Origin of the sequence: Pseudomonas lalucatii (assembly GCF_018398425.1) — a bacterium.
Lineage (GTDB): Bacteria > Pseudomonadota > Gammaproteobacteria > Pseudomonadales > Pseudomonadaceae > Aquipseudomonas > Aquipseudomonas lalucatii.
The window spans coordinates 906,556-931,072 of the sequence record NZ_JADPMV010000002.1; the positions used below are offsets into that span (position 1 = coordinate 906,556).

At 69.3% G+C, this 24,517-nt stretch carries 23 protein-coding genes; 16 read left to right on the forward strand and 7 right to left on the reverse strand.

Going from position 1 to position 24,517, the window contains the following annotated elements; genetic code table 11:
- Positions 1–67 precede the first annotated feature (67 nt).
- Positions 68–811 (forward strand): L-ornithine N(alpha)-acyltransferase, encoded by a 744-nt coding sequence (olsB, locus tag I0D00_RS17660; protein ID WP_213641121.1) that lies wholly within the window; start codon positions 68–70, stop codon positions 809–811.
- Positions 812–882: 71 nt separating this feature from the next.
- Positions 883–1,671 carry a lysophospholipid acyltransferase family protein gene (locus I0D00_RS17665; RefSeq protein WP_213641122.1) on the forward strand — a complete coding sequence of 263 codons (789 nt, stop codon included), beginning with the start codon at positions 883–885 and terminating at the stop codon, positions 1,669–1,671.
- Between the two features lie 6 nt (positions 1,672–1,677).
- Here I0D00_RS17665 and I0D00_RS17670 read toward each other — a convergent pair whose 3' ends face one another.
- On the reverse strand, positions 1,678–2,256 hold the full coding sequence (locus tag I0D00_RS17670) for an acyl carrier protein phosphodiesterase (RefSeq protein WP_213641123.1): 579 nt from the start codon (positions 2,254–2,256) through the stop codon (positions 1,678–1,680).
- Positions 2,257–2,384: 128 nt separating this feature from the next.
- Between I0D00_RS17670 and I0D00_RS17675 the strand changes: the two genes are divergently transcribed.
- Both I0D00_RS17675 and I0D00_RS17680 read left to right on the forward strand, forming a co-directional pair.
- Positions 2,385–2,687: an ArsR/SmtB family transcription factor gene (locus I0D00_RS17675; protein WP_213641124.1), complete on the forward strand. Its 303-nt coding sequence runs from the start codon at positions 2,385–2,387 to the stop codon at positions 2,685–2,687.
- Positions 2,688–2,764: 77 nt separating this feature from the next.
- The gene (locus I0D00_RS17680; RefSeq protein ID WP_213641125.1) at positions 2,765–3,814 is read left to right on the forward strand and encodes an alkene reductase; all 1,050 of its coding nucleotides are present in this window, start codon (positions 2,765–2,767) and stop codon (positions 3,812–3,814) included.
- A 54-nt stretch (positions 3,815–3,868) separates the two neighbouring features.
- Here I0D00_RS17680 and I0D00_RS17685 read toward each other — a convergent pair whose 3' ends face one another.
- Complete coding sequence (locus I0D00_RS17685) at positions 3,869–4,714, reverse strand: ATPase (RefSeq protein WP_213641126.1); 846 nt, start codon at positions 4,712–4,714, stop codon at positions 3,869–3,871.
- Positions 4,715–4,964: 250 nt separating this feature from the next.
- Between I0D00_RS17685 and I0D00_RS17690 the strand changes: the two genes are divergently transcribed.
- Complete coding sequence (locus I0D00_RS17690) at positions 4,965–5,282, forward strand: hypothetical protein (protein WP_213641127.1); 318 nt, start codon at positions 4,965–4,967, stop codon at positions 5,280–5,282.
- 18 nt (positions 5,283–5,300) lie between these two features.
- Here I0D00_RS17690 and I0D00_RS17695 read toward each other — a convergent pair whose 3' ends face one another.
- On the reverse strand, positions 5,301–6,293 hold the full coding sequence (locus tag I0D00_RS17695; RefSeq protein ID WP_213641128.1) for an NAD-dependent epimerase/dehydratase family protein: 993 nt from the start codon (positions 6,291–6,293) through the stop codon (positions 5,301–5,303).
- Between the two features lie 278 nt (positions 6,294–6,571).
- On the opposite strand from I0D00_RS17695, the gene I0D00_RS17700 reads away from it, so the two are divergent.
- Entirely contained in the window at positions 6,572–8,506 is a 1,935-nt protein-coding gene (locus I0D00_RS17700) for a methyl-accepting chemotaxis protein (protein ID WP_213641129.1), read from the forward strand.
- An 83-nt stretch (positions 8,507–8,589) separates the two neighbouring features.
- The gene (locus I0D00_RS17705; RefSeq protein ID WP_213639824.1) at positions 8,590–9,537 is read left to right on the forward strand and encodes an IS481 family transposase; all 948 of its coding nucleotides are present in this window, start codon (positions 8,590–8,592) and stop codon (positions 9,535–9,537) included.
- Here the strand turns inward: I0D00_RS17705 and I0D00_RS17710 are convergent.
- A complete protein-coding gene (locus I0D00_RS17710; RefSeq protein WP_213641130.1) occupies positions 9,534–10,430 on the reverse strand; it encodes a LysR family transcriptional regulator ArgP in 897 nt (298 codons plus the stop codon). The genes I0D00_RS17705 and I0D00_RS17710 overlap by 4 nt on opposite strands.
- 97 nt (positions 10,431–10,527) lie before the next feature.
- Between I0D00_RS17710 and I0D00_RS17715 the strand changes: the two genes are divergently transcribed.
- The 4 genes from I0D00_RS17715 (at position 10,528) to I0D00_RS17730 (ending at position 14,741) form a co-directional block, all read left to right on the forward strand.
- Entirely contained in the window at positions 10,528–10,935 is a 408-nt protein-coding gene (locus I0D00_RS17715; protein ID WP_213641131.1) for an ACT domain-containing protein, read from the forward strand.
- Positions 10,936–10,940: 5 nt separating this feature from the next.
- A complete protein-coding gene (locus I0D00_RS17720) occupies positions 10,941–11,543 on the forward strand; it encodes a LysE/ArgO family amino acid transporter (protein WP_213641132.1) in 603 nt (200 codons plus the stop codon).
- Between the two features lie 208 nt (positions 11,544–11,751).
- Complete coding sequence (gene sodB, locus I0D00_RS17725) at positions 11,752–12,333, forward strand: superoxide dismutase [Fe] (RefSeq protein WP_213641133.1); 582 nt, start codon at positions 11,752–11,754, stop codon at positions 12,331–12,333.
- Positions 12,334–12,677: 344 nt separating this feature from the next.
- A complete protein-coding gene (locus I0D00_RS17730) occupies positions 12,678–14,741 on the forward strand; it encodes a putative bifunctional diguanylate cyclase/phosphodiesterase (RefSeq protein ID WP_213641134.1) in 2,064 nt (687 codons plus the stop codon).
- A gap of 39 nt (positions 14,742–14,780) precedes the next feature.
- On the opposite strand, the gene I0D00_RS17735 is transcribed toward I0D00_RS17730, so the two are convergent.
- On the reverse strand, positions 14,781–15,680 hold the full coding sequence (locus tag I0D00_RS17735; protein WP_420850821.1) for a GIDE domain-containing protein: 900 nt from the start codon (positions 15,678–15,680) through the stop codon (positions 14,781–14,783).
- A gap of 3 nt (positions 15,681–15,683) precedes the next feature.
- Positions 15,684–16,256: a LemA family protein gene (locus tag I0D00_RS17740; RefSeq protein ID WP_213641135.1), complete on the reverse strand. Its 573-nt coding sequence runs from the start codon at positions 16,254–16,256 to the stop codon at positions 15,684–15,686.
- Between the two features lie 220 nt (positions 16,257–16,476).
- Here I0D00_RS17740 and I0D00_RS17745 point away from each other — a divergent pair, with 220 nt between their 5' ends.
- The 4 genes from I0D00_RS17745 to I0D00_RS17760 all read left to right on the forward strand — a co-directional run bounded on the left by I0D00_RS17745 (position 16,477) and on the right by I0D00_RS17760 (position 21,614).
- The gene (locus I0D00_RS17745; protein WP_213641136.1) at positions 16,477–17,805 is read left to right on the forward strand and encodes an imelysin family protein; all 1,329 of its coding nucleotides are present in this window, start codon (positions 16,477–16,479) and stop codon (positions 17,803–17,805) included.
- A 206-nt stretch (positions 17,806–18,011) separates the two neighbouring features.
- Positions 18,012–19,436 carry a di-heme oxidoreductase family protein gene (locus tag I0D00_RS17750; protein ID WP_213641137.1) on the forward strand — a complete coding sequence of 475 codons (1,425 nt, stop codon included), beginning with the start codon at positions 18,012–18,014 and terminating at the stop codon, positions 19,434–19,436.
- A gap of 10 nt (positions 19,437–19,446) precedes the next feature.
- A complete protein-coding gene (locus I0D00_RS17755) occupies positions 19,447–20,508 on the forward strand; it encodes an imelysin family protein (RefSeq protein ID WP_213641138.1) in 1,062 nt (353 codons plus the stop codon).
- Between the two features lie 11 nt (positions 20,509–20,519).
- On the forward strand, positions 20,520–21,614 hold the full coding sequence (locus I0D00_RS17760) for a DUF1513 domain-containing protein (protein WP_213641139.1): 1,095 nt from the start codon (positions 20,520–20,522) through the stop codon (positions 21,612–21,614).
- Positions 21,615–21,736: 122 nt separating this feature from the next.
- Here the strand turns inward: I0D00_RS17760 and I0D00_RS17765 are convergent, their stop codons facing one another.
- Positions 21,737–22,684, reverse strand: coding sequence for an IS481 family transposase (locus tag I0D00_RS17765; protein WP_213640673.1), 948 nt, complete (start codon positions 22,682–22,684; stop codon positions 21,737–21,739).
- A gap of 137 nt (positions 22,685–22,821) precedes the next feature.
- Between I0D00_RS17765 and I0D00_RS17770 the strand changes: the two genes are divergently transcribed.
- On the forward strand, positions 22,822–24,453 hold the full coding sequence (locus I0D00_RS17770; protein ID WP_213641140.1) for a methyl-accepting chemotaxis protein: 1,632 nt from the start codon (positions 22,822–22,824) through the stop codon (positions 24,451–24,453).
- The last annotated feature ends 64 nt before the right edge of the window (positions 24,454–24,517 follow it).

Below are 24,517 nucleotides of genomic sequence, written 5' to 3' on the forward strand. Positions count from 1 at the left end.
CTGAGCTTGCCCAACAAGATCGACCGGCCGCAAGTCCATAAAGCCGGCTAATGATGGAGGCTTAGGCATGACCCAGATCGCTCTCACCACCGCACGTCGCCTGCAAGCCGAACGCCTGGTCGGCCCGGCCGCCCTGCGCGAAGCCCAGGCGCTGCGCTATCGCGTGTTCAGCGCCGAATTCGATGCCAAGCTCAAGGGCGCCGAGCTGGGCCTGGACATGGATGACTACGACACTCACTGCAGCCACATCGGCGTGCGCGACCTGGGCAGCGGCGAGCTGGTCGCCACCACCCGGCTGCTCGACCACCAGGCCGCCGCCGGCCTGGGGCGCTTCTACAGCGAGGAGGAGTTCAGCCTGCACGGCCTGCCGCACCTCGAGGGTCCGGTGCTGGAGATCGGCCGCACCTGCGTGGCCCCGGCCTACCGCAACGGCGCGACCATCGCGGTGCTGTGGGGCGAGCTGGCCGAGGTGCTCAACCAGGGCGGCTACAGCTACCTGATGGGCTGCGCCAGCATCCCCATGCAGGATGGCGGCGTGCAGGCCCAGGCGATCATGCAGCGCCTGCGCGAGCGCTACCTGTGCACCGAGCACCTGCGCGCCGAACCCAGGACCCCGCTGCCGCCCCTGGAGGTGCCGGGCAACGTCATCGCGCAGATGCCGCCGCTGCTCAAGGCCTACATGCGCCTGGGCGCGAAGATCTGCGGCGAGCCCTGCTGGGACCGCGACTTCCAGGTCGCCGACGTGTTCATCCTGCTCAAGCGCGACGAACTCTGCCCGCGCTACGCCCGGCACTTCAAGGCCGCGGTCTGATGGCCCTTGCCAGGGCCGCCGGCACTGTGTAGACAGTGCCGGCCCGTGCCCCCGACCGCCCTGGAGTCCCGATGAAGAAACTGCGTTTGTCCTGGCGCCTGCTGCGCCTGGTGGCCGTGCTCGGCCTGGGCGCCCTGCTGGCCGGCGGCGTGAGCCTGCTCGAGCGCCTGGCCCGGCACGAGCCAATGGCCACCCGGCAGCGCCTGACCCGCTGGTTCCTCGCCCGCCTGGCCGGTGTCCTGCCGTTCCGCCTGCGGGTCGAGGGCGAGCTGCCGCGGGCGCCGATGCTGTGGGTCAGCAACCACGTGTCCTGGACCGATATTCCGCTGCTGGGCATGCTCGCCCCGCTGTCGTTCCTGTCCAAGGCCGAGGTGCGCGACTGGCCCCTCGCCGGCTGGCTGGCGCACAAGGCCGGCACCCTGTTCATCCGCCGTGGCTCGGGCGACAGCGGCCTGCTCGGCCAGCAGCTCGGCGCGCACCTGCGGCGCGGCCGCCACCTGCTGATCTTCCCCGAAGGCACCACCACCGACGGCCAGTCCGTACGCACCTTCCACGGCCGCCTGCTGAGCAGCGCCATCGACAGCGGCGTGGCGCTGCAGCCGGTGGCCATCCGCTACCGGCGCGACGGCCAGGTGTGCCCGGTGGCACCCTTTATCGGCGACGACGACATGCTCTCGCATCTGCTGCGGCTGCTGCAGAGCGAGGTGGCGGAGGTGCAGATCCAGCTGCTGCCGCCCATCGCCAGCCACGGCCTGAACCGCAACGAACTGGCCCGCCGCGCTCAGGCGGCGGTGAGCCACGCCCTGCTCGGCGAGCAGGACGCTCAGGGGGCGGTAGCGCCCGCCAGCGCAGCGGCCTAGCTGCCTTCAGCCGCCGCGCTCGGCGGCGGCGAAGCGCTGCAGCTCGGGGTAGAACAGGCGGAAGTCCTCGCTCAGCGGCACGTACAGCCGCTCCAGCTCGGCCATGGCGCCATCCAGGCCCTCGGGCCGCGACAGGCGCCGCTGCATGGCGGCGAGCACCTGCTCCAGCACCGCGAAGTCGCTGTAGCTGCCCAGCCAGTCCTGGGCGGCCATGCGCGGCGCAATCAGCGCCAGTCGCCCCGGTAGCACCGCCTCATCGGCCAGCACTTGGTAGACCCGCGCGGTGAACCGGTCCAGCGGCTGCTCGGCGTAGTCCGCCCAGTGCAGCGCCAGACAATGGTCGAAGAACAGGTCCAGGAGGATGCCGGCATAGCGCCGCCGCGCGGCCGGGAAGCGCGCCCGCGAGCGCACCTGCAGCGCGTGGCCGTCGGTGAAGGCGTCGATGCGCCGGTGCAGGCGGATGGCCGCCTCGATCTCCGCCGGCCACTGTCCGGCCAGCGGTCCCTTGACGAAGTCGCCGTACAGGCTGCCGAGCAGTTGCGCCGGGGCGTCGCCGCCGAGGTGCAGGTGTGCGAGATAGTTCATGCCTACGAGCTTACACATCAGGGCGCGCAATGATCACTATCGGCGCAATCGATCTGTATATCGCCGATAGCCGATATACAGTTCGCTCCATCGCGATAGAGCAATACCGCAACTCGAGGAAGCACGACATGGCCATCGATATCGATGAGGTGATCAAGGCCCTGGCCCATCCGGTGCGCCGCGACATCCTGCACTGGCTGAAGGACCCCCAGGCCTATTTTGCCGATCAGGAGCACCCGCTGGAGTTCGGCGTGTGCGCCGGCAAGATCGACCAGCGCACCGGCCTGTCGCAGTCGACCGTCTCCGCGCACCTGGCCACCCTGCAACGGGCCGGCCTGGTGAGCAGCCGGAAGGTCGGCCAGTGGCACTTCTTCCAGCGCAACGAAGCGAACATCCAGGCCTTCCTGCGGCACATCAGCCAGGAGCTGTAGCCCGGCGCCCACGTGTCACCGCCCTACCCCAAGACCCTACTTTGACTTCAGTGCATGACCCTGACGGAGGATTCCCCATGCCTACGCTTTTCGACCCGATCAAGATCGGCGAGCTGGAACTCGCCAACCGCATCATCATGGCGCCGCTGACCCGCACCCGCGCCGACGCCGGCCGCGTGCCCAACGCCCTGATGGCCGAATACTACGTGCAGCGCGCCTCGGCCGGGCTGATCATCAGCGAGGCCACCGCGGTCACGCCCATGGGCGTCGGCTACCCGGACACCCCCGGCATCTGGTCGGCCGAGCAGGTGCGCGGCTGGAGCAACATCACCAAGGCGGTACACGCCCACGGCGGCAAGATCGTCCTGCAGCTGTGGCACGTCGGGCGCATCTCCGACCCGCTGTACCTGAACGGCGAGCTGCCGGTGGCGCCCAGCGCCATCGCCGCCAAGGGCCATGTCAGCCTGGTCCGGCCGCAGAAGGACTACGTCACCCCGCGCGCCCTGGAGACCGAGGAGATCGCCGACATAGTCGAGGCCTATCGCATCGGCGCGGAAAACGCCAAGGCCGCCGGCTTCGACGGCGTGGAGATCCATGGCGCCAACGGCTACCTGCTCGACCAGTTCCTGCAGGACAGCACCAACCAGCGCAGCGACCGCTACGGCGGCTCGATCGAGAACCGCGCGCGCCTGCTGCTGGAAGTCACCGATGCGGCCATCGAGGTCTGGGGCGCCGGCCGGGTCGGCGTGCACCTGTCGCCGCGGGCCGATGCCCACGACATGGGCGACGCCAACTGCGCCGAGACCTTCGGTTACGTCGCCCGGGAGCTGGGCAAGCGCGGCATCGCCTTCATCTGCGCCCGCGAACAGGCGGCCGACGACAGCCTGGCACCGAGCCTGAAGCAGGCCTTCGGCGGCGTGTTCATCGCCAACGAGCGCTTCACCAAAGCCCAGGCCAACGCCTGGCTGGCCGAAGGCAAGGCCGACGCCGTGGCCTTCGGCATCCCCTTCATCGCCAACCCCGACCTGCCGGCCCGCCTGGAGCAGGACGCGCCGCTCAACGAACCACAGGTACAGACCTTCTACGGTCAGGGCCCGGTCGGCTATATCGACTACCCGCGGCTGTAACCGGCGCCCACGAAAAAGCCCGCAGCGATGCGGGCTTTTTCGTTTCGGCGGACTTCAGCGCGCGTCGATCTGCGCCTGCAGGTTCTGGATCTGCGCCTGCAGGGTGCTGATGTTGCGCGTCATCTGGGCGCGGAAGGCATCGAACTCGGCGGTGTTGCTCTTCGGCGCCGGGCGGTTCTCCAGGTCGCTCTTGAGCACCAGGATGTCCTGCTCCAGGCGACCGATGGCCTGGTTCGGGTCGCCGATCTTCTTCAGCGCCGCGACGTCTTCACTGAGGCTCTTGAGCTGGCCCTCGAGCTTGCCCAGGCCGGCCTGGGCGCCCTTCAACGCGGCCAGCTCGCTCTTCAGCGCCGCCTGTTCGCCGCCGAGCTGCTTCAGGCTGCCGTCGAACTGGCCGGTCGCCGCCTGCTGGCTCTTCAGGGCGGCCGCCAGCTGCTCGATGCGCTTGTCCCGGTCGCCGGACTGACCGGCGGCGCCCTGCTGCTGCTTGCTCAACTCGGCCAGACGGGTTTCCAGCTGCCTGACCTGCAGCTTGAGCGCCTCGCTGCCGGTGGTGACGGTGGACTCGGTGGCCACCACCTTGCCGGAGATGTCCTGGATGCGCCCGGCGGCTTCCTCGCTGATGCGCGCGAAGCTCTCCTGGGTGGCGATCAGTTGCTGCTCCATCAGGCCGATCTGCTGGAAGCTCCACCAGCCGAGGCCGCCGAGGGCGATGGTCAGGGCCCCGACCAGGGCCCACAGCGGCCCGGTGCTGGCGCCCTTGCTCGGGGCCGCCGCGGCACCACGCGCATAGGCTGGCGCCCGCGCCGCCTCGGGCTGGTCCGCCTCGAATTCGTCGCGGTCCCGCTCGGGGGTCAGGCTGGGCACATGATCGAGTTCGTCGTGAGCATCGTTACGCATGGGAAAACCTTCAGGAAAACGCCGGGTGAGCGAAGTGCCGCGCAGTATAACGTTTCGCTCGCGCGTCTTCAGCGTCGCGCCGTGTCGGTGCAGGTCGCACCGTTCGGGCGCGCGGTGACCGCCGGGGCGCCCCTGGCCGCGCCCGGGACAGGGCCCGGGGCAACTGGTACGGCCCTTGCTCTACCCCTACGCGCGCTGGCAACCAGGGCGCGCTCCGCATCCAGCCACGCGCACGCACAGGGGAAGGTCCATGGAACTCAATCGGGAACTGCTGAACTGCATGACGGCCCTGCGCCGGCGGCTGCGCGAGGAGCAGGCGCTGGACATCCACCTGAACCAGGCGGATGCGCTCGACGCCATGCTCTGTGCCTGCCTGGCCTCGAACGACGAGGACACGCGCCGGCTCGGCCAGCGCCTGGCGCGCTGCAGCGAGCGCGCCTTCGAGCCCCGCGCAGGCCAGTCGAACGACCGCGGGCAGGCGCCTCCCGCCGCCCCGGACGGTGCTCCCGGCGCCCGCCCGGCCGCAGCAACGCTGCGCATCTATCGCGGCCAGCGGGTCTACCGCTGAGGCCCCGCAGGGGCGCCGTCAGTCGGGATGATGGGCCTTCCACCACTGGCAGAACTCATCCAGCGCCGTCCACAGGCTGACCCGCGGTTCGTAGTCGAGGAATTCGCGGGCACGCCCGATATCCAGGGAGAAGTCCTTGGCCATCATCGCCACGCCCAGGCGAAACAGGGTCGGCTCGGGATGCCCGGGCAGCAGCCGGCAGACGCCCTCGTTGAGCGCCGCCGCGCCATAGGCCAGGGCAAAGGGCAGATGCCGGGTCACCGGCGGCAGGTCGAGTCCGCGCAGCACGTAGTTGACCGCGTCCCACAGCGGCACCGGTGCACCATTGCTGATGTTGTAGGCCCGCCCGAGGGCCGGCGCGGGGGCCAGCAGGGCGGCGAACAGGGCATCGTTGAGGTTGGCCATGCTGGTGAAGTCGACCCTGTTCAGGCCGTTGCCGATGATCGCCAGGCGGCCCTTGCGCTGCATGTTGATCAGCCGCGGGAAGATGCTGGTGTCGCCGGCGCCGGTGACCGAGCGCGGCCGCAACGCCAGCACCTCCAGGCCGAATTCCTGGGCGCCGAACACCTGCTGCTCGGCCAGGTACTTGGTCTTGCCGTAGTGATCGAAGAAGCGCGTGGGCACCTGCTCTTCCCGGATCGCCACATGGGAGCGGCCGTCGAAGTAGATGGACGGCGACGACAGGTGCACCAGGCGCCGCACCCGCCGTTTCAGGCAGGCCTCGACGAGGTTTTCGGTGACCTGCACATTGGCCCGGTGGAAATCTTCGTAACGCCCCCAGACGCCGACGGCGCCGGCACAGTGCACCACGGCCTCGACATCCTCGCACAGGCGCCTGGCCAGCTCGGGGTCGCCCAGGTCGCCCTGGACGAACTCAGCGCCACGCCTGAGCAGGTGTTCCACGGCACCGGCCCGGCGGCCGTTGACCCGCACCGCGAGGCCCTGCTCCAGGGCGAAGCGGGCGAAGCGCCCGCCGATGAAACCGCTCGCCCCGGTAACCAGAATCTTCATTGCCCCGCCCCCTTGCAGTCATCCCGTGGCGCACTCTAACAGCGCCGCGGCGGCTGCGCCCTGTCCGCACCGGCCAGCACGACGACCCTGCAGGTCACGAGCAGACCAGCCCCTCGTGCCCCCACCGCCCTGCCCCGCCCGGTGACCGGCCCGGCCAGGGCCCGCGGCGGGCATGTCGCTCAATTTATTTGACGCTCGTAAATTACTTCGCACGCTTCTTGCAGAATATTCAACGCAACCACCCGACTGTCACCCTTCTACCCGCGGAGCCCAAGGACATGCCACTACGCCTCAAACTCGTGCTCAGCTATCTGGCGATCGGCCTGATACCGGTACTGTCCATGGCCCTTATGGCCTACCAGCAGGCCAGCCAGACACTCAGGGAGCAAACACTGAACACCCTGGAGGCCGTAGCGAATATCAAACAGCAGCAGCTACTGGACGGCTGGCAGTCCCGGCACAACCAGCTCAGCAGCCTGGCCGCCAACCTCGCCGGCAATTACCAGGGCCTCGACAGCAACGCGCTGATCAGCGCCGCCAACTACGACCGACCGATCTTCGAGAACTTCATCGAGACCTTCGGCTACCGCGACCTCAAGCTGATCGCCGGCGATGGCCGGGTGATCTTCAGCGTGCAGCGCGACGCCGACGCCGGGGGCGACTCGCCCCTGGCGCGCCTGGTGCAGGCCAGCCTGAGCGAACGCCAGGCACTCATCGGCGACCTGGCGGTCAACCCGCAAAGCGGCGAGCCCAGCCAGTTCCTGGTGGCCCCCATCGTCGGCGAGGGCGCAGTCATGGCCCTGCTGGCGCTGGAGCTGCCGCTCGCCCCGCTGAACGCGGTGATGCAGACGCGCCAGGGTCTCGGCGATGCCGGGGAAACCTATCTGGTGGGCGGCGACCTGCGCCTACGCTCGGACTCGGTGCGTTTCGACGGGCAACGGGTCGACCGCGCCGGGCACCCGGCCGCGCCGCTCACCGGCGCCGCCATCAGCCGCGCGCTGCAGGGCGAACAAGGGCGCCTGGCCGAGGCCGGCCTGGATCGCCGCCCGGCGCTCAAGGCCTATGTGCCCCTGACCTTCGCCGGGCAACGCTGGGCCCTGATCGCCGAGATGGACCAGACCCAGGCCTTCGCCCCGGTACGCGCCCTGCTGTGGCAGCTGCTGCTGCTCGCCCTGCTGACCATTGCCGCGGTAATCCTGGCCACCTGGCTGGTCAGCCGCAGCGTGATGCGCCCACTGGGCGGCGAGCCGAGCAGCATGGCCGCCCTGGCGCGGCGGCTGGCGGCCGGCGAGCTGCAGCTGGCGGGCGACGGCGCCGCCCACGGCGGCCTGATGCAGGCCCTGCAGGACATGGCCACGGCCTGGCGCGAGGTGATCGCGCGGCTGCGCCAGGCCAGCCAGGCGGTAGGCGCGGCCAGCGGCGACATCCTCGGCGCCGCCGGGCAGACCAGCAGCCGCCTGGACCAGCAGCAGCAAGCCCTGGAGCTGGTGGTCGGCGCGGTCGAGCAGATGGCCGCCACCGTGCAGGAGATCGCCGCCAATGCCAGCCAGAGCGCCGACGGCAGCGCCGCCGCGCGCGAAGCCTTCGCCGCCATGCAGGCCACCCTGCAGCACATGATCGGCCGCCAGGACCAGCTGCTCGACGGCCTGCGCCAGGCCGACCGGGTGGTGCACACCCTGGCCGGCAACAGCCAGCAGATCGGCGCGGTGCTCGAGGTGATCCGCGGCATCGCCGAGCAGACCAACCTGCTCGCCCTCAACGCCGCCATCGAGGCCGCCCGCGCCGGCGAGCAGGGCCGTGGCTTCGCCGTGGTGGCCGACGAGGTGCGCAGCCTGGCCCTGCGCACCCGCAGCGCCACCGAGGAGATCGTGCCGATCATCGACGCCCTCGGCGACTCCGCCAGCCAGGCCCTGACCGGCATGCAGGGGGCCAGCGAACAGGCCCGCGGCCTGGAAGACGAGACCCAGGCGGTGCTCGGCTCGCTCGAGCGTCTGGAGGACTCGCTGCAGGGCGTGCACGCCCTGGCCTTCCAGATCGCCGCCGCCGCCGAGCAACAGGCGGCGACCACCGCCGAGGTCAACCGGCACATGCACCAGCTGCACGAGATGACCGGGGAGAACCGCCAGACCGCCGCCCACACCCGCGACTGCGGCGAGCAGCTGCGTCGGCTGGCCGGCAGCCAGGAGCAGCTGGTGGCGCACTTCCGCCTCTAGTTGTGATCTCTCAGTAGGTTGTTCATCCGGGGCATTCCCGGAATTCTGGAAGTGCGACCAACCTAGCCTTCCAGGAGCCCCGGATGAACCTGCATAAACATGCCCGTCTTACCCCTCGCGGTCGAGCCCTTTTGGTTCGGCGCATCCAGCACGGCTTGCGGGTCGAAGAAGCCGCCCAGGCGGCCGGTGTGAGCGTGCGAACCGCCTACAAATGGTTGCGGCGCTTTCGCGAGGAAGGCGAGGCCGGGTTGATGGATCGTTCATCACGTCCGCAACACTGCCCGCATGCGACACCCGATACCGTGGTCGAGCGTCTGATCGAACATCGGCGATGCCGCAAGACCTATCGGCAGATCGCCAGAGAGCTAGGCTTGGCCGTCAGCACTGTTGCGCGCCGCCTGCGGCGGGCCGGCTTTCATCGACTGGCTGAGCTGGAGCCGGCGCCACCGGTGGTGCGCTACGAGTACCCGACACCCGGAGATCTGCTGCATCTGGATATCAAAAAGCTGGGCCGTTTCTGGCGACCTGGCCATCGGGTCACCGGCGACCGACAGCAGAACTCCGACGGCGCGGGCTGGGAATTCGTCCACGTGGCCATCGACGATGCCAGCCGCATCGCCTTCAGCAGCCTGCATCCTGACGAGCGTGGTCGCAGTGCTTGCCAAGCCTTGCTCCAGGCGCTGCGCTACTACCGCAGCCTGGGCATTCGTTTCACCCGCATCATGACCGACAACGGCAGCTGCTATCGCTCTCGCACGTTTCGGCGTTTGCTCAGACGATTGGGGCTGCGCCATCTGCGCACCAAACCTTACACGCCACGCACCAACGGCAAGGCCGAGCGCTTCATCCAGACCAGTCTGCGCGAGTGGGCCTATGCCCATAGCTATGAAAGTTCGGCACAGCGAGCACAGCACCTGACGCCCTGGCTACATCACTACAATTGGCACCGGCCACACGCCAGCCTCGGCTACCAGCCACCAATCAGTCGCGTTCCGCTTTCACTGAATAACGTACTGGGTTTACACATCTAGTCGGCGGGGCGCACCAGGCGCCCCAGGGTCGCCCGCTGCAGGTGGCGGGTGAGCGTCGCCAGGAGCTCGCCGCCGTTGCGCCAGTGGTGCCAGTACAGCGGCACGTCCAGCGGCCGCCCGGGCAGGATCTCCACCAGCGCGCCGCCGGCCAGTTCGCGCTCGACCTGCAGCTCCGGCACCAGCCCCCAGCCGAAACCGGCGCAGGCCAGGCGCACGAAGCCCTCGGAGGACGGACAGAGGTGGTGGACGAAGCTCCCCTCCACGCCGAGGCCGGCCAGGTAGCGATGCTGCAGCAGGTCGTCGGGGCCGAAGACGATGGCCGGCACCCGCGCCAGCCGCTGCGCCTCGACGCCGTCCGGAAAATGCCGGGCAAGGAACCCGGGACTGGCCAGCGCCCGGTAGCGCATCGCCCCCAGCGCCAGGGAGCGGGCCCCGGCCACCGGACGCTCGGCGGCGCATACGCAGGCGGCCACCTCGCCGGCGCGCATGCGCTTGAGGCCGACGTCCTGGTCCTCCACCACCAGGTCCAGCAATACCCCCTGCTCGGCACAGAACTCGCTCACCGCGCCGCCCCACCAGGTGGCCAGGCTGTCGGCGTTGAGGGCGATGCGCAGGCGCTCCGGCAGGCCGCCCTCGTCCAGGGCCGGCACCTGGCCCTGCAGGTCGCGCTCCAGCAGGCGCACCTGCTGCACATGGTTGAGCAGGCGCCGGCCGATCTCCGTGGGCGTCGGCGGCGTGGCGCGCACCAGCACCGGCTGGCCGACCCGCGCCTCGAGCAGCTTGATCCGCTGCGACACCGCCGACTGCGACAGCCCGAGCACCTGGGCGGCCCGCTCGAACCCGGCCTGTTCCACCACCGCCGCCAGGGCGGCCAGCAACTTGTAGTCGAACAAATCAGTTTTCCTAATGAGGCATCAGTATCATGTGTTTTCCTTATACCGCCGAACGCTCCACACTGGCTACATCCAGCCACTGTCCGAGGAGCCCGCCATGTCCGGCGAAACCGATCTGTCCCGCCTGCTGCAAGGCATGGAGCCGCAACTGAACCCCGGCCACTACGTGTTCTGCAGCCTGCCCCACGATGCCGATTGCCAGGGCCTGGAGCCGGTCGCCAGCATGCGCGAGGGCGAGGGCCTGACCCTGGTGCTGCCCCGGGCCCAGGCCGACGCCCGGGGCCTGGGCTACGACTACGTCGCGGCCTGGATCACCCTGCGCGTGCACTCCTCCCTGGCCGCGGTGGGCCTGACCGCTTCCTTCTCCGCGGCCCTGGCCCGGGCCGGGGTGAGCTGCAACGTGGTGGCCGGCTATTACCACGACCACCTGTTCGTGCCCGTCGCACGGGCCGAGCGGGCGCTGTCCACCCTGCGCGGCCTGGCGGCCGCGGCGACCCCGGAGTGACGGGCATGTGGCAGAGCTACAGCAACGGCCTGCTGGTGGCCATCGGCCTGATCATGGCGATCGGCACGCAGAACGTCTTCGTCCTGGCCCAGAGCCTGCGCCGCGAACATCACCTGCAGGTGGCCCTGCTGTGCATGCTCTGCGATGCTCTGCTGGTCAGCGCCGGGGTATTCGGCCTGGCCGCGGCGCTGAGCCAGAGCCCGCTGCTGCTGGGCATCGCCCGCTGGGGGGGCGCCGCCTTCCTGCTCTGGTACGCCAGCCAGGCGCTGCTGCGCGCCTGGCGTCCGCAGGCGCTGAACGCCAGCGGGCAGCACGTCCCGCGCTCGCTGCGCCGGGTGTTGCTGGCGACCCTGGCCGTGACCCTGCTCAACCCCCACGTCTACCTGGACACCGTGCTGCTGATCGGCTCCCTCGGTGCCCAGCAGCCGGCGCCCGGCGCCTATGCCCTGGGGGCGGCCAGTGCCTCGCTGATCTGGTTCTTCGCCCTGGCCCTCGGCGCGGCCTGGCTGGCGCCCTGGCTGGCGCGTCCGGCGACCTGGCGGCTGATCGACCTGGGCGTGGCCGCGATGATGCTCGCCATCGCCCTGCAGTTGCTGCTCGACCACTGAGTCAGGCGGCCGTCCCGCCCTCCCCGTGCCGTGCCGGGTCGAGGCCCTGGCACCGGCTTTTCCACACAGTTGCTGCGTGGTTATGCCCCGCCCCCGGTGCTATGATCCCGGGTCTGCGGCGCCAAGGAGTAGAGACTCCCGCCGCTTGTCCGGCCGCCCGTGAACGGCCTCGCGCACACCGCACCTGACCTGAGAAAGGAGATAAACCATGGCTTTCGAATTGCCGCCGCTGCCGTACGAGAAGAACGCCCTCGAGCCGCACATTTCCGCCGAGACCCTGGAATACCACCACGGCAAGCACCACAACACCTACGTGGTGAACCTGAACAACCTGGTGCCGGGCACCGAGTTCGAAGGCAAGAGCCTGGAAGAGATCGTCAAGACCTCCTCGGGCGGCATCTTCAACAACGCCGCACAGGTCTGGAACCACACCTTTTACTGGAACTGCATGAGCCCGAACGGCGGCGGCCAGCCGACCGGCGCCCTGGCCGACGCGATCAACGCGGCCTTCGGTTCCTTCGACAAGTTCAAGGAAGAGTTCAGCAAGGTCTCCATCGGCACCTTCGGCTCCGGCTGGGGCTGGCTGGTGAAGAAGGCCGACGGCTCCCTGGCCCTGGCCAGCACCATCGGCGCCGGCTGCCCGCTGACCAGCGGCGACACCCCGCTGCTGACCTGCGACGTGTGGGAACACGCCTACTACATCGACTACCGCAACCTGCGTCCGAAGTACGTCGAGGCATTCTGGAACCTGGTCAACTGGGACTTCGTAGCCAAGAACTACGCCGCCTGAGACCGCGCCAGCGCGCACAAAGAACCCGGCTGATGCCGGGTTCTTTGCTTTCTATAGAGCCGACCGCGGCGCTTCTTCGGCCCAGCGGCTCGATCGATACGACCGCCCCCGGCCCGGCAATGATCGACTATTCGAGATGACGCCAGGCCGCGGGTATGGCACCGTTGCCCCGCGAGCCCTCGCGTCGTCACCCGGACCCGATACCAGCACGCAACCAGGCACCCTTGCGGCGCGGCATCGCCCGACTGCGAGCGGCTCGCGGTATTGGCCCTTTGACGGCCGACTCGAGTTTGCCAATACTCACACCGGTCTGACGCCTCTGGCATCGCACAAGGAACCGCCATTTGAAGTTGGAACTCCAGAACAGCCTGTCGTTGAAGCTGCTGCGGGTCGTGCTGCTCGCGGCACTGGCCGTGGGTGTGGTACTGAGTTGCGCGCAGATCGTCTTCGACGCCTATAAAGCGCGGCAGGCCGTGGACGACGATGCCCAGCGCATCCTCGGCATGTTCCGCGACCCCTCGACCCAGGCCGTGTACAGCCTCGACCGGGAGATGGGCCTGCAGGTCGTCGAAGGCCTGTTCCAGCACGAGTCGGTACGCATGGCGGCCATCGGCCACCCGAACGAGCCGATGCTGGCGGAACGGTTGCGCGAGCCGCTCGAACTCTCGACCCGCTGGCTGACCGACCCGATCCTCGGCAAGGAACAGCACTTCACCACCCCCCTGGTCGGCCGCGCGCCCTACAGCGAGTACTACGGCGACCTCAAGATCACCCTCGACACGGCGCTCTACGGCGAGAACTTCGTCACCAGCTCGGTGATCATCTTCGTCTCCGGCGTGCTGCGCGCCCTGGCCATGGGCCTGGTGCTGTACCTGGTCTATCACCTGCTGCTGACCAAGCCGCTGTCGAACATCATCGAACACCTGAGCCGCATCAATCCGGACCGCCCCAGCGAACACAAGCTGCCCATGCTCAAGGGCAACGAGAAGAACGAACTGGGCCTGTGGATCAAGACCGCCAACCAGCTGCTCGCCTCCATCGAGCGCAACACCCACCTGCGCCGCGAGGCGGAAGACAGCCTGCTGCGCATGTCCCAGCACGACTTTCTCACCGGCCTGCCCAATCGCCAGCAGCTGCAGCAACAGCTCGACCAGATCCTCGAGGACGCCGGGCGCCGCCAGCGCCGCGTCGCCGTGCTGTGCGTCGGCCTGGACGACTTCAAGGGCGTCAACGAACAGTTCAGCTACCAGACCGGCGACCAGCTGCTGCTGGCCCTGTCCGACCGCCTGCGCAGCCACAGTGGCCGGCTCGGCGCCCTGGCCCGCCTGGGCGGCGACCAGTTCGCCCTGGTCCAGGCCGATATCGAACAACCCTACGAAGCCGCGGAGCTGGCGCAGAGCGTGCTGGACAATCTGGAGGCGCCGTTCAACTTCGACGAGCAGGAGGTGCGCCTGCGCGCCACCATCGGCATCACCCTGTTCCCGGAGGACGGCGACAACACCGAGAAGCTGCTGCAGAAAGCCGAGCAGACCATGACCCTGGCCAAGAGCCGCTCGCGCAACCGCTACCAGTTCTACATCGCCAGCGTCGACAGCGAGATGCGCCGGCGCCGGGAGCTGGAGAAGGACCTGCGCGAGGCCCTGCCCCTGCAGCAGTTCAGCCTGGTGTTTCAGCCGCAGGTGGACTATCGCGACCACCGGGTGGTCGGCGTCGAGGCGCTGTTGCGCTGGCAGCACCCGCAACACGGCCTGATCCCGCCGGACCTGTTCATCCCCCTGGCGGAGCAGAACGGCACCATCATCGCGATCGGCGAGTGGGTGCTCGACCAGGCCTGCCGCCAGCTGCGCGAGTGGCACGACCAGGGCTTCAACGAGCTGCGCATGGCCGTCAACCTGTCCACCGTGCAGCTGCACCATGCCGAGCTGCCGCGGGTGGTCAACAACCTGATGCAGGTCTACCGCCTGCCCTCGCGCAGCCTCGAGCTGGAGGTCACCGAGACCGGCCTGATGGAGGACATCACCACCGCCGCGCAGCACCTGCTCAGCCTGCGCCGCTCCGGTGCGCTGATCGCCATCGACGACTTCGGCACCGGCTATTCGTCGCTGAGCTACCTCAAGAGCCTGCCGCTGGACAAGATGAAGATCGACAAGAGCTTCGTCCAGGACCTGATGGACGACGAGGACGACGCCACCATAGTGCGCGCCATCATCCAGCTCGGCACCAGCCTGGGCATGCAGGTGATCGCCGAAGGGGTGGAGACCACCGAGCAGGAGAGCTACATCATCGCCCAGGGCTGCCACGAGGGTCAGGGCTACCTGTACAGCAAGCCCCTGGCCGCCCGTGAGCTGACCCTGTTCCTCAAGCAGTCCCGCCGCCTGGCCGCCGCGACCGACCCCGCCACGCTCTGACCCTCCCCCGCGAACGCGCCCGCCGGGCGCCGCAGCCGGCTAGCTCGGCCAGCTTTCGCCCAGCAGCCAGGCCATCGCCAAGGCGCCTGCCAGGCACAGCAGGGCACCGCCCGCCGCCTGCCAGTAGAACTGCCGCGCCAGCTCGTCTTCCCCGGCGCTGGCGAGGATGAAGGGCTGCGCCTCCCCGGGTTTGCCCATGTGGTGCCGGGCCGGCCGCTGGCTGTGCTGGCGGTGGCGATCCTCGGCCTCCAGCTGTGCGGCCAGGCGCACGCGGCTCCACTCCTGGTCGTCCAGCTGACCGTTGCGGTCGCTGTCGAAGCGCTGCAACAGGCCGGCGAAGTCGCCCTTCCATTCGCGGATCACCGCCCCCTGCGCCACACTCGGGTCGAAGCCCTGACGGCCACCGCCGCTGCTGCGGAACTCGCCGATGGCGTACAGCGGCTGGCCGCTGTGCAGGCGCTCCTCGGTATAGCGGTAGCTCTTGCCACCGTCCAGCAAGGCCATCCAGCCGCTCCTGGCCACGCCCCGCGGATGACGCAGGTTGCCGCGCCAGACCTCACGGGTCGCAGGCCGCACCTCGGCGCCACGCGGGTCGATCAGGCAATGGCCGGTGCCATCGCCGAGCAACAGCCAGCCCTCGCTGCGACCGCTCTCGACCACCCGCCAGCTGCGGTTCTTGCCGTTGGAGCGATACTCCTCGATCTTGAAGCGCCACCACAGGCAGGGCTTGCCGGTCAGGGGCGCGACTATCGCGGTATCGGCCTGCTCCTCCAGCACGCCGTAGAACTCGACGTAGCCCTGGGCCGCCGAACGGATCTTCGAGGTCGGCGTGTCCAGCAGATGGCGCGCCTGGCTCAGCCGGCGCAACCCCCACCAGCCACCGCCGACGCTCGCGACCAGGCTCAGGGCCAGGCCGATCAGCAGTTCTTCGATCGCCACGGTTCAGCCGAACAGGGTCTTGAGATCGACATCGGCCTTCTCCGCGTCGCTGAACTGCAGCAGCTCGGCGCTCTTGAAGGCGAAGAAACGGGCGAGCAGCACGTCCGGGAACTGCTCGATGCGCACGTTGTTCAGGTTGACCGCCTCGTTGTACAGCTCGCGGCGATCGGCGATGCCGTTCTCCAGGCCGCTGATGCGCTGCTGCAGATGCTGGAAGCTGTCGTTGGCCTTGAGTTCCGGGTAGTTCTCGGCCAGGGCGAACAGCTGGCCCAGGCCGGCGCGCAGGCCACTCTCGGCCTTGCCCAGGGCGCCCACGTCATGCTGTTCGCGGGCACTGGCCACGGCGCTGCGGGCGGCGATCACCCGTTCCAGGGTGGTGCGCTCGTGCTGCATGTACTGCTTGCAGGTCTCCACCAGCTTGGGCAGCTCCTCATGGCGCTGCTTGAGCAGCACGTCGATATTGGCCCAGGCCTTGCCGACGCCGTGCTTGAGACGCACCAGGCCGTTGTAGAGGATCACCGCGTAGGCGGCGATCAGGATCAGGATGACGAGAGTAGCGACGCTGCTGAGGCTCATGGGGGTGTTCTCCATAACGACGGGCCATAACCACTTCGCAAAGGGTGCGAGCCGGCATTCTAACGGCATCGCCGGCGACACGCGCAGAGGCAGCGCACGGCTTTCGTGGCGGCGGAGAGCAATTAACCTTTGCTCTTAATGCAAATCTTTCGCATTATGTTGACGTTTTTCGAGCGCAAGCGCGCGTGCCTCTCACCTCAGAAACGCAAAGGATGTCGTCATGATTCGTATGCCCCTGGCTTCCGCCAGCCTGCTGGCCATCGCCATTTCCCTCGCCGGTTGCGGCGAAGACCAGGCCCCCGCCGTGCAGGCTGCCACCTCCGCCGCCAACGCCGCGGTAGCCACGGCCAAGCCGATCGACGAAGCCGCCGCCAAGGCCGTGGTTGCCCACTACGCCGACCTGGCCCTGGCCGTGTTCAGCGACGCGGCCAGCACCGGCAAGGCCCTGCAGGGCGCCATCGACGCCCTGCTGGCCAACCCCAGCGAAGCTACCCTGAACGCCGCCAAGCAAGCCTGGCTGGCCGCCCGCGTGCCCTACATGCAGAGCGAGGTGTTCCGCTTCGGCAATGCCGTGGTCGACGACTGGGAAGGCCAGCTCAACGCCTGGCCGCTGGACGAAGGCCTGATCGACTACGTCGCCAGCGACTATCAGCATGCCCTGGGCAACCCCGGCGCGGCCGCCAACATCATCGCCAACAGCCAGATCCAGCTCGGCGAGGACCGGCTCGACGTCAGCCAGATCACCCCGCAACTGCTCGCCAGCCTGAACGAGCTGGGCGGTTCGGAAGCCAACGTCGCCACCGGCTACCACGCCATCGAGTTCCTCCTCTGGGGCCAGGACCTGAATGGCAGCAACCCCGGTGCCGGCGAGCGCCCGGCCAGCGACTTCGTGGTCGGCGCAGGCGCCACCGGCGGTCACAACGAGCGGCGTCGCGCCTTCCTCAAGGCCGCCGCCGACCTGCTGGTCGCCGACCTGGACGAGATGGTCGGCCAGTGGCAGGCCGGCGTCGCCGACAACTACCGCGCCAGCCTGGAGGCCGAGTCGGCCGAGAACGGCCTGCGCAAGATGCTGTTCGGCATGGGCAGCCTGTCCCTCGGCGAGCTGGCCGGCGAGCGCATGAAGGTCGCCCTGGAGGCCAACTCCACCGAGGACGAGCACGACTGCTTCAGCGACAACACCCACAACTCGCACTTCTACAACGCCAAGGGCATCCGCAACGTCTACCTCGGCGAGTACAAGAAGGTCGACGGCAGCACCCTGATCGGCCCGAGCCTGTCCGCGCTGGTGGCCAAGGTCGACGCCCAGGCCGACAGCGCCCTGCAGAGCGACCTGCAGAGCACCGAGGCCAAGCTGCAGGCCCTGGTCGACAGCGCCGAGCAGAACGACCAGCACTTCGACCAGCTGATCGCCGCCGACAACGGCGCCGGCCAGCAGATCGTCCGCGACGCCATCGCCGCCCTGGTGGCGCAGACCGGCGCCATCGAGCAGGCCGCCGGCAAGCTGGGCATCGCCGACCTCAACCCGGACACCGCCGACCACCAGTTCTAGGTCGACGCGGCGTGGCCAGGCCGATGCGCTCCCCCGGGTGCATCGGCCTTTTTGCACCTGCCTGCTCGCCGGATGACCCGCGCCGCCCCTGCGCCCACCCTGAGGGTGCGACCATTCGCCCGGGCAACAAACGCAAATAACTCTTATTTAACCTTTGCCGGACTGTTAAGATTGCCCGCCCGATTCAGCTGCCGCGGAGCCGTTCGATGCGCGCCCCCTCAACTCGCCTGACTGCCCTGTCAGGCATCCTGCTGGCCGGCGCACTGAGCGCCTGCGACCCGTCGCCGCGCTTCACCCAGGCCGAACCCGGCGAGGCGCTCTCCAGCGGCAGCGCCACGGTGTTCAAGCGCGACCACAACGCCTTCAGCCTGCCCGCGGCCAACCTCTCGCCCTCGCGGCGCCTGGACTTCAGCGTCGGCAACAGCTTCTTCCGCAACCCCTGGGTGATCGCCCCGGCCACCACCACCGCGCGCGATGGCCTGGGTCCGCTGTTCAACACCAACGCCTGCCAGAACTGCCACATCAAGGACGGCCGCGGCCATCCGCCTGGCGCCGATGCGCTCAGCGCCGCCTCGCTGCTGGTGCGCCTGTCGCTGCCGGCCACTGCCGAGCAGGCGAAGATCATCGAGCGCCTCGGCGTGGTGCCGGAGCCGACCTACGGCAGCCAGCTGCAGGACATGGCCAACCCCGGCGTCGCCGCCGAGGGCAAGGTGCGCTTCAGCTACAACCCGCAGAGGGTGAGGTTCGCCGACGGTCACGAGGTCGAGCTGCGCCGCCCACGCCTGGAGATCAGCCAGCTCGGCTACGGTCCGCTGCACCCGGACACCCAGTTCTCCCCACGCATCGCCCCGCCGATGATCGGCCTCGGCCTGCTCGAAGCCATTCCCGAGGCCGCGCTGCTGGCCAACGCCGATCCCGACGACGCCGACGGCGACGGCATTTCCGGCCGGCCCAACCGGGTCTGGGACGACGCCCTGCAGCGCACCGTGCTCGGGCGCTTCGGCTGGAAGGCCGGCCAACCCAACCTCAATCAGCAGAACGCCCACGCCTTCGCCGGCGACATGGGCCTGACCAGCACCCTGGTGCCCGCCGACGACTGCAGCGAGCCTCAGCGCGACTGCCGCGCCGCGGCCAATGGCGGGACGCCGGAGGTCAGCGACAGCATCCTCGCCAGCGTGCTGTTCTACAGCCGCAACCTGGGCGTGCCGGCGCGCCGCGGGGTCGAGGCCCCCCAGGTACTGGCCGGCAAGGGGCTGTTCTTCCAGGCCGGTTGCCAGAGCTGCCACACCCCCAAGTTCACCACCGCGGCGGACGCCGCCGAGCCGGAACTGGCCAACCAGACCATCCGCCCCTACAGCGACCTGCTGCTGCACGACATGGGCGCGGACCTGGCCGACGAGCGCAGCGAGTTCCTCGCCTCGGGGCGCGAGTGGCGCACACCACCGCTGTGGGGCATCGGCCTCACCGAGGCGGTCAACGGCCATACCCAGTTCCTCCACGACGGCCGCGCCCGCAACTTGCTGGAGGCCATCCTCTGGCACGGTGGCGAGGCCGAGGCGGCCCGCCAGCAGGTCCTCACCTTCGACGCCGAGCAGCGCGCCGCGCTGCTGGCCTTCCTGAACTCGCTGTAAGGAGCCCTCCATGATCCGCTCGCCTTTCACCCTCGCGCTGCTGAGCCTGGCCCTCGCCGCCTGCTCGCCCGGCGACCCGCAGCAGCAGGTCAGCGTCGCCCTGGCCGACGGCGTGCTGCTGCCGGCCTATGGCACCTGGGCCGAGACCGATCACCAGCTGGCCGCCAGCGCCGAGGCCTTGTGCCGCGGCGAGCAGGGCCTCGGCGACGCCCGCCAGGCCTTCCTCAGCGCCCAGAGCGCCTGGGCCGGGCTGCAGCCCATGCTGCTCGGTCCCCTGGCCGAGGGCAACCGCGCCTGGCAGGTGCAGTTCTGGCCGGACAAGAAGAACCTGGTGGCGCGCCAGGTGAGCGCTCTGCTCGAGCGCAAGCCGCAGCTGAGCGCCGCCGACCTGGACAAGTCCAGCGTGGTGGTCCAGGGCCTGACCGCCTACGAGTACCTGCTGTTCGACGCGTCCATCGACCTCCAGGACCCTCAGCAGCGCGCCCGCTACTGCCCGCTGCTCACCGCCATCGGCCAGCACCAGCAGCAGCTGGCCACGGCCATGCTGGCGCAGTGGCAGGCCGCCGACGGCATGGCCGCGCAGCTGCGCGACTTTCCCAACGAGCGCTATGCCGATGCCGGCGAGGCCGTGGCCGAACTGCTGCGCACCCAGGTCAGCGCCCTCGACGGCCTGAAGAAGAAGCTCGGCACCCCGCTCGGCCGGCAGAGCAAGGGGCAACCGCAGCCCTACCAGGCCGAGGCCTGGCGCAGCAACGCCAGTCTGGCCAGCCTGGCGGCCGCCCTGGCCGGTGCCGAGCGGCTCTGGCGCGGCGTCGAGGGCCGTGGCCTGCACAGCCTGCTCGGCGACGAGCACGGCAGGCTGAGCCAGCGTATCGACGACGCCTACGCCGACACCCGCCAGCGCCTCGCCGCCCTGCAGCGCCCGCTCGCCGAGCTGCTCGCCGAGGATGCCGGCCGCGCCGAGCTGAACGCCCTGTACGACAGCCTGGGCAGCCTGCACCGCCTGCACGAGGCCGAGCTGGCCAAGGCCCTGGGCATCCAGCTGGGCTTCAACGCCCACGACGGCGACTGAGGGCCCGCGCCATGCACCGCAGAGCCTTCCTCGGCCTCGGCGCGGCCGCCCTCGCCGCCGGCGCCCTCGGCGGCTGGCAGCTGATCGGCAACGGCCATGCGCCCCTGCTGCTGTCCGCCCGCGACGACTCCCACGGCCGCCACTTCGCCGTCGGCTATCGCCTGGACGGCAGCCGAGCCTTCGCCACCGAGGTCGGCGAGCGCTGCCACGACGTGGTGGCGCATCCGCACCTGCCCCTGGCCCTGTTCGTCGGCCGCCGCCCCGCCACCCACAGCTACCTGATCGACACCCGCGACGGCCGCCTGCTGCAGGCCCTGGCCGCAGCGGAGCGGCGGCACTTCTACGGCCACGCGGTGTTCCACAGGGACGGCGAATGGCTGTACGCCACGGAGAACGACACCGCCGCCCCCGGGCGCGGGGTGATCGGCGTCTACCGCCTGCAGGACGGACGCCTGCAGCGCCGCGGCGAGCTGTCCAGCCAGGGCGTCGGACCGCACCAGCTGCTGTGGCTGCCCGATGGCGAAACCCTGGTGGTGGCCAACGGCGGTATCCGCACCGAGGCCGACAGCCGGGTGGCCATGAACCTCGACGCCATGGAGTCCAGCCTGGTGCTGCTGGCCCGCGACGGCAGCCTGCTGAGCAAGGAGCAGCTGCCGCAGCGGCAGAACAGCGTGCGCCATCTGGCGGTGGCCGGCGACGGCACCATCGTCAGCGGCCAGCAGTACATGGGCGATGCCGCCGATAACGCGGCGCTGCTGGCGATCAAGCGGCCCGGCCAGGCCTTCCAGGCCTTCCCCCTGGGCGAGCCGCAGCGCCTGGCCATGCAGCAGTACACCGCCAGCCTGGCGATCCACGACGAGCTGCGCCTGCTGGCGCTGACCGCCCCCCGGGGCAATCGCTTCTTCATCTGGGACCTGGACAGCGCCGAGCTGCGCCTGGACGCCCCCCTGCCCGACTGCGCCGGGGTCGGTGCGGTGAGCGACGGTTTCGTGGTCAGCTCCGGCGTCGCCCGCTGCCGCCTGTTCGACTGCCGGGCGCCGCGCATCGTCGGCCGTCCGCTGCAGCTGCCGGCCGGCCTGTGGGACAACCACCTGCGCCTGGCTTGAGTGCCGCCTTATAAGCGCCGAAAAGAACGCGACAGAACCCTTCAAGCATGGCCGCGACCTGCCGATACCACGATGCAGGTCGCGCACCTCGCCTCACGTCACATGGATGTCATATTTCCCCGCTAGCTGTGTAAACCCAGTACGTTATTCAGTGAAAGCGGAACGCGACTGATTGGTGGCTGGTAGCCGAGGCTGGCGTGTGGCCGGTGCCAATTGTAGTGATGTAGCCAGGGCGTCAGGTGCTGTGCTCGCTGTGCCGAACTTTCATAGCTATGGGCATAGGCCCACTCGCGCAGACTGGTCTGGATGAAGCGCTCGGCCTTGCCGTTGGTGCGTGGCGTGTAAGGTTTGGTGCGCAGATGGCGCAGCCCCAATCGTCTGAGCAAACGCCGAAACGTGCGAGAGCGATAGCAGCTGCCGTTGTCGGTCATGATGCGGGTGAAACGAATGCCCAGGCTGCGGTAGTAGCGCAGCGCCTGGAGCAAGGCTTGGCAAGCACTGCGACCACGCTCGTCAGGATGCAGGCTGCTGAAGGCGATGCGGCTGGCATCGTCGATGGCCACGTGGACGAATTCCCAGCCCGCGCCGTCGGAGTTCTGCTGGCGGTCGCCGGTGACCCGATGGCCAGGTCGCCAGAAACGGCCCAGCTTTTTGATATCCAGATGCAGCAGATCTCCGGGTGTCGGGTACTCGTAGCGCACCACCGGTGGCGCCGGCTCCAGCTCAGCCAGTCGATGAAAGCCGGCCCGCCGCAGGCGGCGCGCAACAGTGCTGACGGCCAAGCCTAGCTCTCTGGCGATCTGCCGATAGGTCTTGCGGCATCGCCGATGTTCGATCAGACGCTCGACCACGGTATCGGGTGTCGCATGCGGGCAGTGTTGCGGACGTGATGAACGATCCATCAACCCGGCCTCGCCTTCCTCGCGAAAGCGCCGCAACCATTTGTAGGCGGTTCGCACGCTCACACCGGCCGCCTGGGCGGCTTCTTCGACCCGCAAGCCGTGCTGGATGCGCCGAACCAAAAGGGCTCGACCGCGAGGGGTAAGACGGGCATGTTTATGCAGGTTCATCCGGGGCTCCTGGAAGGCTAGGTTGGTCGCACTTCCAGAATTCCGGGAATGCCCCGGATGAACAACCTACTGAGAGATCACAGCTAGCCTGGCCGCCGCGGCGACCGACTTCCATCCGTTGATACGAGACCTCGACCATGTCCTTGCAACGCTCATTGCGCGCCCAGATCCTCACCCTGCTCGGCGGCAGCCTGCTGTTGATCCTGCTGATCGCCCTGGCCTGCTTCGCCTTCCTCTCCAGCGGCGTGCAGTCCTACCGCGAGCTGGTCGGCGGCACCCTGCACGCCTCGCGCCTGGTGGACAGCGCCAACCTCGAGTTCAAGGTGCAGGTGCAGGAGTGGAAGAACGTGCTGCTGCGCGGCAAGCGGCCCGCCGACCTGGACAAGTACTGGAGCCAGTTCCAGGCCCAGGAGGGCAAGGTGCAGGAGATCCTCGGCGAACTGCTGCGGGTCGCCGATGAACAACGCGACCTCGAGCTGAAGAACCAGGTCGAACGCCTGCGCAGCGAACACCGCAGCATGGGCGGCGCCTATCGCCAGGGCCATGCCGCCTTCGTCGCCGCCGGCGCCGACGCGGCGGTCGGCGATGCCGCGGTCAAGGGCATCGACCGCGGTGCCAGCGAGCAGATGAGCGCCCTGGTCGGGCGGCTCAACGCCCGCGGCCAGACCCAGTCCGCCGCCATCAGCGACGCCGCCGAGCGCACCGCGCAGCTCGGCCCGGCGGTGCTGCTGCTCTCCAGCCTGCTGATCGGCCTGTTCAGCCTGTGGCTGGTCAACCGCAACCTGGTCGCGCCGATTCGCGGGCTGGTCGAGCACATCGCCCAGCTCAGCCGCGGCGACCTCGGCCAGCGCGTCGATGCCAGCCGCCAGGACGAACTGGGCCACCTGGCCGAGGCGGCCAACACCCTGCGCGACTTCCTCGCCGAGACCTTTGCCCAGCTGCAGCGCAGCAGCGCCAGCCTGGACGGCGCCAGCGGCGAGCTCAACGCCATTGCCACCTTGATGGCCGAGGGCTCGCGGGAGCAGTTCTCGCGCACCGACCAGGCCGCCACGGCGATGCACGAGATGTCCGCCACCGCCCAGGAGGTGGCCCGTCATGCCGCCGAAGCGGCCCGTGCCGCGGACGATGCCGACCACTCCGCGCAGCAGGGCGAGCAGGTGATGCGTGCCACCATCGAGACCATCACCGGCATGCGCGGCGAGATCGCCAACACCGCCGAGGTGATCCGCCGCCTGGAAGCCGACAGCGGGCGCATCGGCAAGGTCCTAGAGGTGATTCGCGGCATCGCCGAGCAGACCAACCTGCTGGCCCTCAACGCCGCCATCGAGGCCGCCCGCGCCGGCGAGCAGGGCCGCGGCTTCGCCGTGGTCGCCGACGAGGTGCGCACCCTGGCCCAGCGCACCGCCGAGTCCACCGCGGAGATCCACCAGATCATCGACACGGTGCAGAACGGCGCGCTGAACGCGGTACGCGCCATCGAGAACGGCCAGAACCGCAGCGAGGCCGGCGTCACCCAGGTCACCGAGGCCGGCGCCATGCTGCAGCGCATCACCGGCGCGGTGGAGGCGATCCGCGACATGAACCGGCAGATCGCCACCGCCGCCGAGGAGCAGACCTCGGTGGCCGAGGACATCTCGCGCAACCTCACCGAGATCACCGCGATCGCCACCACCAACCAGGACAACGTCCAGCGCACCGAAGCCGCCAGCCGCAACCTGCACGGCCTGTCCGGCCAGCTCGGCGAGGTCACCCAGCGCCTCAAGTCCTGATTGCCGGCGCCGCTGCGGTCCGCGGCGGCGCCCCCACCGCCGGTGCCCAGCGTGCGGCAAAAAG